A 13,640-nucleotide genomic window follows, 5' to 3' on the forward strand; every position below is an offset into this window, starting at 1 on the left:
TTACCAAGAGGGATGCCAGCACACGAGCGCTACGACGTCGTCATCGTCGGCGGAGGCCACAACGGCCTCGTCGCCGCCGCCTACCTCGCCCGGGCCGGACGTTCCGTCCTGGTTCTCGAGCGGCTCGGCACCACCGGCGGTGCCGCCGTCTCGACCCGTCCCTTCGCGGGGGTCGACGCACGCCTGTCGCGGTACTCGTACCTGGTCAGCCTGCTGCCCCACAAGATCGTCGACGATCTCGGGCTCGACTTCGCCGTGCGCGGCCGCACCGTGTCCTCGTACACCCCGACCGAGCGCGACGGGCGGGCCACCGGGTTGCTCGTCGGCGGTGGTGAGGAGCGCACCCGCGCCTCCTTCGAGCGGCTCACGGGCGGCGGGCGCGAGTACGCCGCGTGGACCGAGTTCTACGAGACGACCCGCCGCGTCGCCGAGCGGGTCTTCCCCACCCTCACCGAGCCGCTCCCGGACAGGGACGCGCTGCGCCGGCGGGTCGACGACGACGCGGCCTGGCGGATGCTCTTCGAGGAACCGATCGGCACGGCCGTCGAGGAGCGCTTCACGGACGACCTGGTGCGCGGTGTCGTCCTCACCGACGCCCTGATCGGCACGTTCGCCGACGCCCACGACGCGTCCCTCCAGCAGAACCGCTGCTTCCTGTACCACGTGATCGGCAACGGGACCGGGGACTGGGACGTGCCCGTCGGCGGCATGGGCGCCCTCACCGACGCCCTCGCCTCTGCCGCCCGCGCGGCCGGCGCCGAACTCGTCACCGGGCACGAGGTGACCCGCGTGGAGACCGACGGGCGCCACGCCGAGGTGACGTACGCGTCGGAGGGCGGCGCGGGCCGGGTGGGTGCCGGGCACGTGCTCGTCAACGCGTCCCCGCAGGCCCTCGCCGCACTCGTCGGCGACGAGCCGCCGGCGCCGGCCGAGGGCGCGCAGCTCAAGGTCAACATGCTCCTGACCCGGCTGCCGAAGCTGCGGGACACGTCCGTCGACCCGCGCGAGGCGTTCGCCGGCACGTTCCATGTCGCCGAGGGCTACGAGCAGCTGGCGACCGCGTACGGCCAGGCGGCGGCCGGTTCACTGCCCGCGGCGCCCCCGTCGGAGATCTACTGTCACTCGCTGACCGACCCGACCATCCTCGCCCCGGACCTCGTCGCGCGCGGCTACCAGACCCTCACCCTGTTCGGCCTGCACACCCCCGCCCGGCTCTTCGCGGGCGACAACGACGCCGCCCGCGTCGAGCTCCTGAAGGCCACGCTCGCCCAGCTCGACGCGCAACTCGCCGAGCCGATCGAGGACTGCCTCGCCGTCGATGCCGACGGCCGGCCGTGCATCGAGGCGAAGACCCCGCTCGACCTGGAGCGGGACCTGCGCCTGCCCGGCGGCAACATCTTCCACCGCGACCTGTCCTTCCCGTACGCCCAGGAGGGGACGGGCCGATGGGGCGTCGAGACCGCGCACGCAAACGTCCTGCTGTGCGGGGCGGGAGCCGTGCGCGGCGGCGGGGTCAGCGGGATCCCCGGGCACAACGCGGCGATGGCGGTCCTCGGCCACTGAGGCGATCAGCCGCGCAGGGCGCCGCGCAGCGCGGCGATCTTCCGCGGCAGGTCGTACTCGGCTCCTCCCTCGTGACCGTTGTACGGGAACACCTCGATCTCGGCGGGCCCCGCGTAGCGGTGGTAGGCGGCGAACACGGTGGACGACGGGCAGATCTTGTCCATCAGGCCGACCGAGAACCAGGCGGGGCAGGTGGCGCGCGCCGCGAAGTTGACGCCGTCGACGTACGACAGTGTCTCCATCGCGGCTTCGACGCTGAAGCGATGGCCCGACAGCCAGCGCGCGATCTCCGCGTAGGGCCCGTTGTCCGTGATCTGCGAGGCGCGCCGGAAGTGGCACAGGAACGGCACGTCCGCGACGGCCGCGGACAGGTCGTCGCGCAGTCCCGCCACGGCCAGGGCGAGCCCGCCGCCCTGGCTGCCGCCGAGGACGGCGACCCGTGAGGCGTCGACGCACGGGTGGGCCTTCGCGGCGTCCACGGCCCGGACGGCGTCGGTGATGAGCCGCCGGTAGTAGTGCCGGTGCGGGTCCTCGATGCCCCGGGTGAGGAAGCCGGGCGACGAGGAGCCGTGGCCCTCGGGCGCGATGTCGGGGGTGTCGGCGGTGTTCTTGCCGCCGCCGCCCTGCCCGCGGTTGTCCATCACGAGGTGGGCGAAGCCGAGCGAGCTCCAGGTCAGCCACGAGTAGGGGATGCCGCGCCCGCCGTTGTAGCCGATGTACTGCACGACCGCGGGCAGCGGCTCCGCGTGACCGCGCGGCAGCAGCAGCCAGGCCTTGACGGGCTGGCCGCCCCAGCCGTTGAACGTCACGTCGTGCACGTCGACCGTGGCGAGGCCCGTGTCGTGCGCCGCGAACCGGGCATCCAGCGGATGCCGGGCGGCCTCGTCGAGCGTCTTGGTCCAGAACGCGTCGAAGTCGGCGGGTTCCTCGGGCTCGGGACGGTAGTCCCGCAGCCGGTCGAGGGGCATGTCGAACAGCAAGGTCAGCTCCTGGCGAAGGTGAGGGCGAAGGTGGCGCCGTGCGTGCCGGCGGTGTCGACGGTGACGCGTGTCCCGGCGGAGGTGCGCTCGGCCCGTACGCCGGTGTCGGCCCGGGCGACGGTGAGACCGCGCAGGGCGAGGTCGAGCGTGACGCGGTCGCGCAGCTGCGTGGGGTCGCTGACCGCCACGGTCACGGTCCTGCCGTCGGGCCGTACGAGGACGGAGGCGGGACCGTCGGAGGCCAGCTCGCCCGCCCGGCCCCCGGCCCAGAAGTTCGCGGCGAGCAGCCCGTCAGCGCCGCGCCGCACGGCGTGCACGGACGCCGTCGTGGCCACCGGGCGTACGGGCGGCGCCAGGGCGAGTCTCCGGGTTCGGTCGGCGGACGCGCCCGGCGCCTGGAGCCAGCAGTACCCGGCGTCGGCCGGCGCCGTCCCGTGTTCCTGCCACAGCGTCAGATACGGCCGTGTCACCGGGGTGTCGGTGCCGTACTTGAGGTTGATCTCCCGCCAGGTCGCGGTGCGTTCCTCCCGCAGGGCCCGAACGCGGGTGGGGCGGGGGAAGACGTAGCCGCCGGTGCCCGCGAGGTGCAGCCAGCGGACGTCGGCGAGTTCACCGGATCCGTCGAAGCGGTCACCGTCGACCGTCAACCGCGCCTGAGGATCGCGCAGTTTGCGGTTCTCGACGATCGTCTCCGCGTCGCCCGAGTCCGCGCTGACGCCCGACCCCATGTGCACGATCACGTCGTCCAGGCAGAACCAGCTCTTCAGCGCTCGCAGTGAACTGCCGTAGGCCCGCAGGTCCATCCCGTACGAGCCGAGCGTCGTGCCGGGCAGTGCGGTGCCGCCCGCCCAGTCGGCCGTGCTGGTGGTGCGCTGCCCCTCCGCTTCGGCCGGGCGTCCGGTGAGGACGGTGGTGCCGGGCAGGCGCTTCGGGTCGACGGTGGGCCAGTAGTCCTCGCTGTAGTGACCGAGGTCGTCGTCGTACAGCAGCGTCATGCCGTCGGACAGGTGCCAGCCGTGCAGGTTCTCGTTCTGTATGGACTCGTAGTTGTAGATGCGGGTCGAGTAGGTGGAGACGCCGAACGTGAAGGCGGGCCTGTGGTGCACCGCCTTGTCCATTCGGGGGTACTGACGGTGCGTCACCAGCCGTCCGCGGGGCGGGACACCGGAGCCGAGCACATCGCGGGCGGCCACCAGCGAGGCAAGATCGGTGGCTGCGAGGAAGTCGCGGTAGGTGTCCTCGGTGATCCACTGCTTCACCAGCGCGGTGAAACGGTCGGTCTCCGCGGCCGGGACGCCGGGCAGCAGGCGCAGCACGGCCTCGATGACCGTCTGCGCGGAGACGTGTCCCTGCTTGCTGGAGCGCGCGATCTCCCGGCCGCAGACCGGCGCGAGCATGTCACCGCGCGCCATCAGCGGGTCGAACCCCTCGGTCACCCAGCGCCGCACGTTGGCCACGTCGGGGTCGGTCACATCCCACGGCGTGGCGGCCAGAAGATGGAGGAGCCGGGAGAGGTTGCCGAGGAGTTCCTTGCCGTAACCGCCGTTGTAGGGGTGCTTGTAGTGCTGGAGGAAGGAGCCGTCGGAGTAGAAGCCCTCGCCCGTCCCCGTCTGGTCGTCGTTGAAGGCCAGCACGCTGTTCGCGCCGGCCCCCTCCACGTCCGACAGCGCGTCACGGACGCGGGCCAGCGCGTCGGCGTCGTCGCGGAGCACGGCGTTGACGGCGGCGACCGTGCAGATCCACACGCGGTTGGCACCCGTGGCGATCTGCCGGTCGGCGCGCCACAGATTGGGGTCGGGCGTGTAGTGGCGCACCGCGGACGTGACACGCGCGAGCCGGTCCGCGCCCAGGACGTCATGGAGGAGGACCGCCGCGTCGTTGAGGGCGAGCGCGCAGCCGATCTCCCAGTCCCAGTCGTTGTCGAACCGCTCGAAATCGGGCCCGTAGCGGTGGTCGAGCATCCAGTCCACGCCGCGCAGCAGGAGGTCGGCGGTGGCGGCGTCGGCGTGCTGCGGGGTGCCGGGGACGGCCCAGGCGGTGGCCAGCGTGGCCAGCCGTTTGAAGGAGGTGGTGACGTGGTTGGACACGGTGGTGCTGGTCAGGTCGGGCCACAGGCCGTCGGTGCGGTTGGGGTCGAGACCCTGGGCCGCGGCGGTGCCGGCGCGGCCGATCCGGACGACGGCGGCGGCGATCTGCGGGTCGGCCGGGTCGAGACCGGGCCCGCCGGTGAGCAGCCCCTGCCAACGGGCCAGCAGAGAAGTGGCGCCGGGGCTCTCCGAGGCCCGCGCGAACGGCATGGCGACGGGGAGCCCGGTCAGGGCAAGGGCGGCGGCGGCGCCGATCAGGACGGTGCGTCTGGAGGCGTGCTGAGTCATCAGAGGACCTCGCGAAGGGGTGGGAGAAGGAGCGGGAGAGAAGAAAGGGGCGATGAGTGCTCAGGAGGGGCAGGGGCCGGCCGGGTCGTACGCGCTGCCGCAGGTGCCCACGGCGTCGTTGCCCGAAGGGCCGACGTAGTACGCGGTCGCCGCGGCGGCGGGGTGCGCGGGCAACGCGAGCGGGGCGGCTGCCGTGAGGGCGGCGACGAGCACGATGCGGCTCATGCGGGGTTCCCTCCGGTCGGGGACGGATCGGCGAAGGACAGGGCGAGCAGAACGGGCACGCTCGGCCCCAGGAGCAGCGGGCCGAGCGGGACGACGAGTGAGAGCAGTGCGGCGGAGACGACGGCGCCGAGGAGCGCGGTGCCGCGGGCGGGCGAGCCGAAGGAGAGAGTGAGCGCGCCGCGCGTCCATGAACCGACGGACGCCTCGGGAGCGATGCCCGCGCAGGCCGCCAGCGCGGTGTGATGCACCACCACGGTCGCCGCGATCCCCGCCTGTGCGGCCAGGAGAACGAAGGCGTACGGGCTCGAACTGCTCAACAGATACAGGGTGTTCACGACGAGCAGCGCGACGACGCCTGTAGAGAACAGCCCGTGCCGCCACAGCGACCGCCAGTAGTGCGGAAAGGCCTTGAGTACGCCCGAGAACATGTGGCTGTCGCCGTCCGTGCGCCAGCGCTGGAGGGCCCGGGCGAGCGCGGCGAGGGCGGGCAGCCAGGTCACGACCCCGAGCGCGAGTACCGCGAACGCCGCCCCGGCGGCCGCCGGGTACGCCACGAACTCGAGCCGCCGCAGCAGCCCCCGGTCCGCGAAGCGGCCCGGTGAGAGAGCGGTCGCCATGTCACACACCTCCGGTGAACGGTTCGGGAACGTCGAGGACGATGTGGCCGTCCACCTCCACACGCCGTGCGGCCACCACGTGCACCGGCCGGCCCTCGCTCACGAGGACCGCCGCCGCGTCGGCCCGCACACCCGCCCCCTCGACGCGCCGCTCCACGGGCGAGAGCAGCACGGTCTCGGACCCGAATGTCACGCCGTGCCCGTGCGCGCAGTCCACCGCGCGCGCGGTGACCTGTGCGCCCGGCTCGATCACGGTCAGGAACGTGGCGCGGCGAGCGGCAGGCGTGGTCACCCGCAACGTGTGCAGTGTCCTGGTGACCGTCAACTCCGGTGTGCTGGAAGTGGGGTTGGCCGCCACCTCGGTCACGCCGGACTCCGTGCGGACGTCGTCGGGCGCGAGCCGGGTCACCGTCGCGCGCGCCTCGCCCGCCCGGATCAGCCGCGTACACCCGTCACCTTCGGGGACCGTGGGCTCGTCGGTCTGGAGCAGGAACGTCCACTCGCGGGCGGCGCCCTCCTCGGCCTGTGCCAGGTCGAGGAGCACCAGCCGCCCCGACGGTGTGCAGACCAGGGTGCGGTCGAGGCGGTGTACCCCGAGGTGAGGGTCGTACATGGCGCCGATCTCCGCCGTGCCATGTGCCCAGCCACCGCCCGCGAGGACGTCACGCATGCGGGCCCGGCGCTCGTGAGGGATTCCCTCGTAGACGTGATAGCGGTCCTCGTCGGCGAAACCCTGCCCGTCGACGAGCAGCAGATTGTGGTGGGCGGCCCGCTTGCGGTTGCTGTAGCCCTCGTCGACCGCGAGGAACGCGCCCTGCGACAGCAGGACGAACGAGCCCGAATCCGGGTGGTGGTGGCCGGTGTCGAGGGTGTCCCAGCCGAGCTCCGCCCGGTGTCTCGCCGCCGTCTCCCACGCCTTGTGGCCACCGCCGGGCGAGGCCTTGAACGACACGAACGTCGCGTCGTCGGCCCAGCTCGTGCGGGCCGTGACGAGGCCCAGGTCGGGGAATTGTGCGTGGGTGTCCGACGCGGCCGGCGGGCGGGCACCGACGGAGGGGTCGTACCAGAGGTACTCCAGGTAGGCCTCGGGCAGGATTCCCGGCCGCACCCCGCTTTCGGCCGCCTCGCGTCCCAGCAGCTCGCGCCCGACGAGACCGGCGAGCCACTGGGCCTCGCCGATCCCGTAGGCGGCCGCGAGACGGTGATAGAGCGCGGCGCTGTGCCCGCTGAGCCGGTCGTGGCAGTCGCCGTGTCCCGTCTGTTCGGCGAACCCGGGCGCCGACTGGTGGAGCCGGAAGCGGAACGTGTTCTCCATGAACCCGCCGCGCCCCCACCAGTCGAGACCCTCGCACTCCTGGAGCAGATCGAGGTGGATCGCCAGCCAGGGCACGCCGTAGCGCCAGTACACGACGCCCTCGGCGTGCGAGCCGTCCTCGGGGAGCAGGTCGAGGACGCGTCCCAGGTTGTCCTTGGCCCGCTCGGTCCACTCCTCACGGCCGAGGACGTAGCCCGCGGTGGCCAGGCCCGCGTAACAGATCCAGTTGTGGTTCTGCCAGTACGAGGAGGACCACCAGCGGCCCTCCGTCGCCACCGCGAAGTCGTACAGGCGCCGGCCCTGCACCATCAGCTTGTACCGCAGGAGCGTGCGCGTCTCGTCGGACAGGGCGTCGCCCAGCCAGTGGTGGGCCAGGGCGAGATGGTGCAGGAGCCAGCCCGCGTCCAGGTCGTGGTCGGGCATGTGGGCCCTGCCCCAGTGGGCGAAACCCGTCGCCGCCCCGATCCAGCGCTCGGCCTCCGCCAGATGCGCCGGGTCGCCGCTCACGCGGTACGCGAGGGCGGGGTTCGACGCGGCCGGGCCGAGCCAGGTGATCGACGCCTCGGGGTGCCGGCGGGGCGGTGTGAGGGCGCGGTGGCGGACGGCCTCGTCCATGAGCCGCCGCTCCTGGAACGGACGGGGCCCCGGAGGCGGCGTCGCGGACAGGAGCATCTCAGGCCTCCGTCCGGTGCACGCGGCGGGATCCGTCGGCCAGGGAGACGACCACCAGGCCCTCCTCGGTCAGCCGGACGTCCGTCACGGCGGGCCCGGCGGACGCCGACTGGTACACCGACGCGAAGACGACCCGCGTCGTGTCCCGGGCGGTGAAGTCGACCCGGGTGCGCTGCTGCTGGGGATCGTCGGCCGGACCCGGACCGGGCCGGCAGAAGGGCCGGACGGGTGTGGACGTGGTGTGCCAGCCGTGCAGCAGCTCGTCCCCGTACCAGGTCGTGCGCACCGGACCGGTCGCCTGCACCTGGAGGTCGAGGGCGACACCGGGTCGCAGCTGCGCCGACACCCGCCCGAGTGCCCCCCGCTCTCCCGTAACCGTCAGCACGTCGACCAGGTGACAGGTTCCCGCCTCGACCCGCCGGACCGCTCGGACCCCTTCGTAGGCCGTGGTCACCTCGGCCGTGGCCGACGTGTCGTCCGCGTTCAGCAGCGCGCCCGCGCACTCGGCCTGCTCGGCGCCGTCCACACGGAAGGAGGGATGGGCTGCCGTCGAGGCGTACAGGTCGCGGAACTCGTCGTGGGCGTAAGGGACTTGTCCGGGATCGGGCTGCCACGGAGCCGTCACCCCGTACAGGTACAGAGAGAGCTTGTCGCGGTGGCCGTGCGAGCCGCCGTGCGGTCCGAAGTCGAGGACGGCGTGGACGCCCGCGGCGCGCACGACGGCGTATCCCGCGTCGCCGAACACCGTGACCGGAGCGGGTGCGGAGCGCTCCGGGAGCGGGGGGCCCGTGAACCAGCCGTCGAGGAGCCGGTCCAGGCCGTCGTCTGCGCCCGCGAGATCCGCGCGGGCCCGTGCCGCCACCGCGTCCATGCGGGGCGCGGGCGCGAACTGCCTTGCCAGTGCGCACAGTTCGAGCCACTCGAGAGAGAGCGGGTCGCGCAGATACGGGCCGTCGTGCAGGGCGGGCAGGACACCGCCGTCCGTGGCGATCGCGGCCAGGACGTCGACCATGCCGCCGAGGCGGGCGGCCACGTCGCCGGGCAGGGCCGAGGGATCGGTGCCGCGCAGCGCGAGGAGCGCCGCGCGCAGCACGAACCCGTGGTAGTACGTGCTGCCTTCCCACTCCCAGCCGTCGTCCGCGACGCAGGCCCGCAGATGGGCGTACAGGCCGTGCGGGCCCTCCAGCCACTGCTTCGCTCCGTCCCAGGGCACGCCCCGCACGGCCGCCGCGGCCCGCCCGGTGGCGATCCCCGCCGCGGTCAGCCACGTCGTGTAGTTGGACGCCAGGTCGCCCCGTGCGACCAGCACGTCCCGGGCGTCGAGGGCCGCCCGCTCCAGCTCGTCGAGCAGGGGGAGCACGGCGGCGAGCCCGGCCGTGCCGCGTGCGCCGAGCGTCCACGTCGCGTGTCCGACGTTCACGGCCCAGATCGCGTCGGTGAGCGCCTGGTGGAACAGCCGGCCGCGCAGCATCCACGGCTGCGCGTCGTCGTGGTGCCGGCTCGCCAACTCCGCGTACAGGGACGTGTACTCGACGAGTCCGGACACCGCCTCCGTGTCCTCGCCGCACTCGGCCAGGACACGGAGGCGCCGGGCCCATGCCTGATGGGAGAGGACGGTCCAGGCGCCGCGCACGGCGGGGGTGTCCACTCGGCAGCCGCGCGGACACCGGGCACCGTCCTTGGGGAACACGCCGCCGAGGACGTCGCCGTGGTCGAGCTCGACGCCGTGCGCCGGGCACACGTACGCGTGCCACCAGCCGCCGCGCTCGCGGGGGATCCGCTTCACCGCGGCCATACGCCACCGTCGATGTCGAGGGTCGTACCCGTCAGGAAACCGGAGGCCGGGGAGGCGAGATGGACCACGGCGGCGGCCACGTCCTCGGGCGTGCCCGCGCGGCCGACGGGGATCCCCGCCTCCATCGCCTGCTGGGCCTCGGGCGCGGTGAACGTGTCATGGAACGCGGTGCCCTTGATGAAGCCGGGCGCGACCGCGTTCACCGTGATGCCCGCCCCCGCGACCTCCTTGGCCAGGGCCTTGGTGAAGCCGCGGATCCCGGCCTTCGCCGCCGCGTACGGCACGGAGCCGGGCCCGCCGCCGTTGTGCGCGGCCAGCGACGACATGGTGACGATCCGGCCGGCCGCCGACCCGGTGAGGTGGGGGAGCGCGGCGCGACAGGTGCGGAACGTGGACGTCAGATTGGTGTCGACGACCCGCTCGAAGTGCTCGTCGCTCATCTCGGCGACGGTGGCCCGCCCGATGAGATGCCCGGCGTTGCAGACCAGGACGTCGAGACCGCCGAGGAACCCGGTGGCCTCCGCGACGAGGCGGTCCACGTCGGCGGTCACCGTGACGTCCGCGGGAAACGCCTTGGCGCGGCGGCCGAGCGCCCCGATCGCGGCGACGGTCCGTTCGGCCTCCTCGGGCGAGCTGTGGAAGTGCACGGCGACGTCACAGCCGGCCGCGGCGAGTCCGACGGCGATGGCACGGCCGATGCCGTGGCCGGCTCCCGTCACGAGCGCACGGGAACCTTGGAGATCAACAGACATGGAGACAGAGCCCTTTCACGAGCAAGTGGGCGAAGAGACGAAGAGGGGATGGGGCGGCGGGTCACTTGAGGCCGGCGGTGGCGAAGCCCTGGACGAAGTAGCGCTGGCCGATGAGGAAGAGGATCACCATCGGCAGCGTGGCGAGCGTCGTCCCCGCCATCAGGAAGTGCCAGTGCGTGCCGTTCTCCGTCCTGAAGACGGACAGGCCGACCTGGATGACGCGCAGACTGTCGGTGCGCGTCACGAGCAGCGGCCACAGGAAGTTGTTCCAGGACGACTCGAAGGTGAGCAGGGCCACCGTGGTGAGGGCGGGCTTGACCTGCGGGGTCATGATCCGGGCGTAGATCCGGAACTCGCCCAGCCCGTCGAGCCGCGCCGCCTCCTCCAGCTCCACGGGCAGGTCCAGGTAGAACTGCCGGAACAGGAACACGGCGAACGGCGTCACGGCCCCGGGCACGATCAGCGCCCACCACGAGTCGAGCCAGCCGCTGCCGCCCTGGCCGAAGAGGTCGTTGCCGCCGGCGAGCGGCATGAACCGCACGATCAGGAACTCCGGCAGGACCTTCGTGTACGTCGGGATCATCAAGGCAGCGATGAAACAGTAGAAGATGAGGTCGCTGCCGCGGAACCTGATCCGCGCGAGTGCGTAGCCGGCCATCGACGCGACGAGCACGTTGAGGACCGTGTGGCTGAGCGCGATGACGAAGCTGTTGCGCGCGTACGTCGCGAACGGAGCGGCCTTGAAGGCGTCGACGTAGTTCCCGAACTCCCAGTGCGACGGCAGGAGTCCGGAGTGCTCGGAGGCGATCTCCGCCGGTGTCTTGAGCGAGGTCACCACCATCCACACGAACGGCACGACCATCACGAGCGACGTGAGCGCGAGCGTCACGTACAGGGCGACGCGTCCGGGCGACACCCGGGGTCGGGACTCAAGCCTGGCCACGGGTGCCTCCCATCATCCGCCGGTTGACCAGGGTGAACGCCATCAGCAGGACGAACAGCACGAGGGACTGGGCGCAGGCGTAGCCGACGCGGAACTCCCGGAAGGCGGACTTGTAGATCTCGTACGTCATCATCGTGGTGCTGTTGGCGGGGCCGCCGTCGGTGAGGATGTAGATCTGGTCGAAGGACTGGAACGCGGTGATCATCGAGGTGATCAGGACGAAGAACGTGGCGGGCTTGAGCAGGGGAAGCGTGAGGGAGAAGAACTGGCGCACCTTCGAGGCGCCGTCCACGGAGGCGGCCTCGTACAGCTCCTTCGGCAGGTTCTGCAGCGCGGCCAGATAGATCAGCATCTTCATGCCGATGCCCTGCCAGATCCCCACGAGGATCACCGACGGCATCGCCCACGTCGTGGACGCGAGCCAGGCCGGGCTCTCCACGCCGAAGATGCTCAGCAGCGTGGTGAACAGGCCGTTGCGCGGGTTGTAGATCCACAGCCAGACGAGGGCGATCGCCACGGTCGCGGTGACCTGCGGCAGGAAGATCGCGGTCCGGAAGACCCCGCGCGCCCGCAGCCCCGCGTTCAGGCCGAGCGCGAGCAGCAGCCCGAGCGCCATGCCGAACGGCACGGTGAAGAAGGTGTACACGACGGTGTTCAGGATCGACTTGCGGAACACGGCGTCGCCGAACATGTCGCGGAAGTTGTCCAGGCCCACGAACTTCGGTGCGGACAGGACGTCGTACGACGTGAACGCGAGGAAGACGGCGGCCACGACCGGCAGGCCGATCCACAGCGCCGCGTGCAGCAGGGCGGGCGCGACCATCAGCAGACCGGCCCTGCGACGGCGTGCGCCGGGACCGGCGCCGCCGCGAACGGCCTTGCTGCGAGAGGGTTTCGGTGACTCGGGAGGCGAGGGCGGCCGCGCGGGGCCGGCCTTCGCCACGGAGAGGGCTCCCACGGTGACAGCCCCTCACATCCGCGCGATGGCGGCCTCGGCGAGACGCCCGAGCTCCGCGATCGCGCTCTTCGCGGACCGGCCGCCCACGACGGCGGGTTCGAGGGTCGGCTTGATCTTCTCGCGGATCTCCATCCAGGCCGGGGTGCCGCCTTCGGCGCAGGCGCTGCCGAGGTTCTGCTGGGAGAAGTCGACGAGCTTGTTCTTCTTGACGTACGAGGTGGAGCGCAGTTCGCGCAGACCGGGCACGGTGGCGCGCTGCTCGGCGGCGGCGAGGATCGAGTCGGGCGCGGCGAGGTACTCGACGAGGGCGCGGGCCGCCGCCGGGTGCCGGCTGCGCGCGGACTGCGTGACGAGCGTCCCGCCCGTGAGCATCGCGGGCCTGCGGTTGCGCAGCACGAACGCCCCGATCAGGTCCTTCTCGATGAGCTCGGGCGTCTGGTCCTGGAGCTGCTTCCACAGGCCGCTGCCGGTCATCATCATGGCGGCCTTGCCCGTCTGGAGGTTGGTGGGAGCCCCGGCGTCCGCGTCCGTCTTCTTCGCGTAGTCGGCCGAGCCGTCCGCGCTCAGATCCTTGAAGAACTGGAGCGCTTCGACCCCTCGCCCGTCGGTGAAGGCGACCTTTTTTCCGTCGGCACTGAACAGGGAGCCGCCGTTGGCGTACAGGAAGGTTTCCCAGCACTGCCGCAGGTCGATCGAGAACGGGTCGAAGCCCAGCCGGTCGCCCTTGGTCAACTGCTTCGCCATGGCGCGCAGTTCGGTCCAGTCGCGGGGTGACTTCTTGATGCCGGCGGCGGCGAAGTGGTCCTTGCGGTAGGCGACGAGCCGGGTGGCCATCACGGTCGGGAGGGCGTACAGCTTCCCGTCGTAGCGGGACGGTTCGAGGACCCGCGGCTCGTAGTCGTGGCGGGTCGCGAGCGACTCGGGCAGCGGGGCGAGTACCTTCTTCGCGGCGAACGGCGGGATCCAGCCGACGCCCATCATCAGCACGTCGGGCAGCAGCCCGCCCGCGAGCGCGGTGGTGATCTTCTCGTTGAGCTGTGTGTACGTCGTGTAGTCGACGTTCACCTTGACGTCCGGGTGCTTCTTGCGGAAGCCGCCGAGGATCTCCTGCTCCAGGAGCTTCTTGCCGTCGGAGCCTTCGAAGATCGGGGTGAGCAGCGATATCTCACCTTCGGCGGGGCCGCCGGCCGAGCCGCCGGACGAGGAGCCGGTGCCGCAGCCCGTGACCGCGGCCGCCGTACCCGCACCGAGTGCGGTCAGCAGCAATCGTCTCGTGAGTTCCATGGGACACCCCTTGTGAGGCGGAATGGTCAATCGATACAGCGGAGAGTGACCTGTGAGCGGCCGGAAACGCCGGTAAATCGATGCAGTGAGGCTAGGAGTCGCTCGCGAGAGGCGTCAACAGCCCGTGCACAACAATCTTTTGGGCCGATCACGGGAGCCAC

At 71.9% G+C, this 13,640-nt stretch carries 11 protein-coding genes; 1 reads left to right on the plus strand and 10 read right to left on the minus strand.

Going from position 1 to position 13,640, the window contains the following annotated elements:
• Positions 1-12: 12 nt before the first annotated feature.
• Positions 13-1,563, plus strand: coding sequence for a phytoene desaturase family protein (locus OG758_RS40865; protein ID WP_326714491.1), 1,551 nt, complete (start codon positions 13-15; stop codon positions 1,561-1,563).
• Positions 1,564-1,568: 5 nt separating this feature from the next.
• On the opposite strand, the gene OG758_RS40870 is transcribed toward OG758_RS40865, so the two are convergent.
• From OG758_RS40870 to OG758_RS40915, 10 genes are all read right to left on the minus strand, one after another.
• Entirely contained in the window at positions 1,569-2,543 is a 975-nt protein-coding gene (locus OG758_RS40870) for an acetylxylan esterase (protein WP_326714492.1), read from the minus strand.
• 2 nt (positions 2,544-2,545) lie between these two features.
• Complete coding sequence (locus tag OG758_RS40875) at positions 2,546-4,918, minus strand: polysaccharide lyase 8 family protein (RefSeq protein ID WP_326714493.1); 2,373 nt, start codon at positions 4,916-4,918, stop codon at positions 2,546-2,548.
• 60 nt (positions 4,919-4,978) lie between these two features.
• Complete coding sequence (locus tag OG758_RS40880) at positions 4,979-5,143, minus strand: hypothetical protein (protein WP_326714494.1); 165 nt, start codon at positions 5,141-5,143, stop codon at positions 4,979-4,981.
• Positions 5,140-5,760, minus strand: a complete 621-nt coding sequence (locus tag OG758_RS40885; protein WP_326714495.1) for a DUF624 domain-containing protein — start codon at positions 5,758-5,760, stop codon at positions 5,140-5,142. Before OG758_RS40885 ends, OG758_RS40880 begins: the two co-directional genes overlap by 4 nt.
• Before the next feature lies 1 nt (position 5,761).
• Positions 5,762-7,690: a DUF4962 domain-containing protein gene (locus OG758_RS40890; protein WP_326714496.1), complete on the minus strand. Its 1,929-nt coding sequence runs from the start codon at positions 7,688-7,690 to the stop codon at positions 5,762-5,764.
• Positions 7,691-7,748: 58 nt separating this feature from the next.
• Positions 7,749-9,542 carry a heparinase II/III domain-containing protein gene (locus OG758_RS40895; RefSeq protein ID WP_326714497.1) on the minus strand — a complete coding sequence of 598 codons (1,794 nt, stop codon included), beginning with the start codon at positions 9,540-9,542 and terminating at the stop codon, positions 7,749-7,751.
• The gene (locus OG758_RS40900) at positions 9,530-10,261 is read right to left on the minus strand and encodes an SDR family NAD(P)-dependent oxidoreductase (RefSeq protein ID WP_326714498.1); all 732 of its coding nucleotides are present in this window, start codon (positions 10,259-10,261) and stop codon (positions 9,530-9,532) included. Before OG758_RS40900 ends, OG758_RS40895 begins: the two co-directional genes overlap by 13 nt.
• Positions 10,262-10,355: 94 nt before the next feature.
• Positions 10,356-11,237, minus strand: a complete 882-nt coding sequence (locus OG758_RS40905) for a carbohydrate ABC transporter permease (RefSeq protein ID WP_326714499.1) — start codon at positions 11,235-11,237, stop codon at positions 10,356-10,358.
• A complete protein-coding gene (locus tag OG758_RS40910) occupies positions 11,224-12,195 on the minus strand; it encodes a carbohydrate ABC transporter permease (protein ID WP_326714500.1) in 972 nt (323 codons plus the stop codon). Before OG758_RS40910 ends, OG758_RS40905 begins: the two co-directional genes overlap by 14 nt.
• Before the next feature lie 12 nt (positions 12,196-12,207).
• Complete coding sequence (locus OG758_RS40915; protein WP_326714501.1) at positions 12,208-13,479, minus strand: ABC transporter substrate-binding protein; 1,272 nt, start codon at positions 13,477-13,479, stop codon at positions 12,208-12,210.
• Positions 13,480-13,640: the final 161 nt, after the last annotated feature.

The sequence above is a fragment of the Streptomyces sp. NBC_01474 genome, assembly GCF_035918215.1.
GTDB lineage: Bacteria > Actinomycetota > Actinomycetes > Streptomycetales > Streptomycetaceae > Streptomyces > Streptomyces aureus.

Bases quoted from the DNA above. Each gene is read 5' to 3' on its own strand.
- OG758_RS40865 (WP_326714491.1), top strand. From the start codon at position 13: ATGCCAGCACACGAGCGCTACGACGTCGTCATCGTCGGCGGAGGCCAC.
- OG758_RS40875 (WP_326714493.1), bottom strand. From the start codon at position 4,918: ATGACTCAGCACGCCTCCAGACGCACCGTCCTGATCGGCGCCGCCGCC.
- OG758_RS40880 (WP_326714494.1), bottom strand. From the start codon at position 5,143: ATGAGCCGCATCGTGCTCGTCGCCGCCCTCACGGCAGCCGCCCCGCTC.
- OG758_RS40885 (WP_326714495.1), bottom strand. From the start codon at position 5,760: ATGGCGACCGCTCTCTCACCGGGCCGCTTCGCGGACCGGGGGCTGCTG.
- OG758_RS40890 (WP_326714496.1), bottom strand. From the start codon at position 7,690: ATGGACGAGGCCGTCCGCCACCGCGCCCTCACACCGCCCCGCCGGCAC.
- OG758_RS40895 (WP_326714497.1), bottom strand. From the start codon at position 9,542: ATGGCCGCGGTGAAGCGGATCCCCCGCGAGCGCGGCGGCTGGTGGCAC.
- OG758_RS40915 (WP_326714501.1), bottom strand. From the start codon at position 13,479: ATGGAACTCACGAGACGATTGCTGCTGACCGCACTCGGTGCGGGTACG.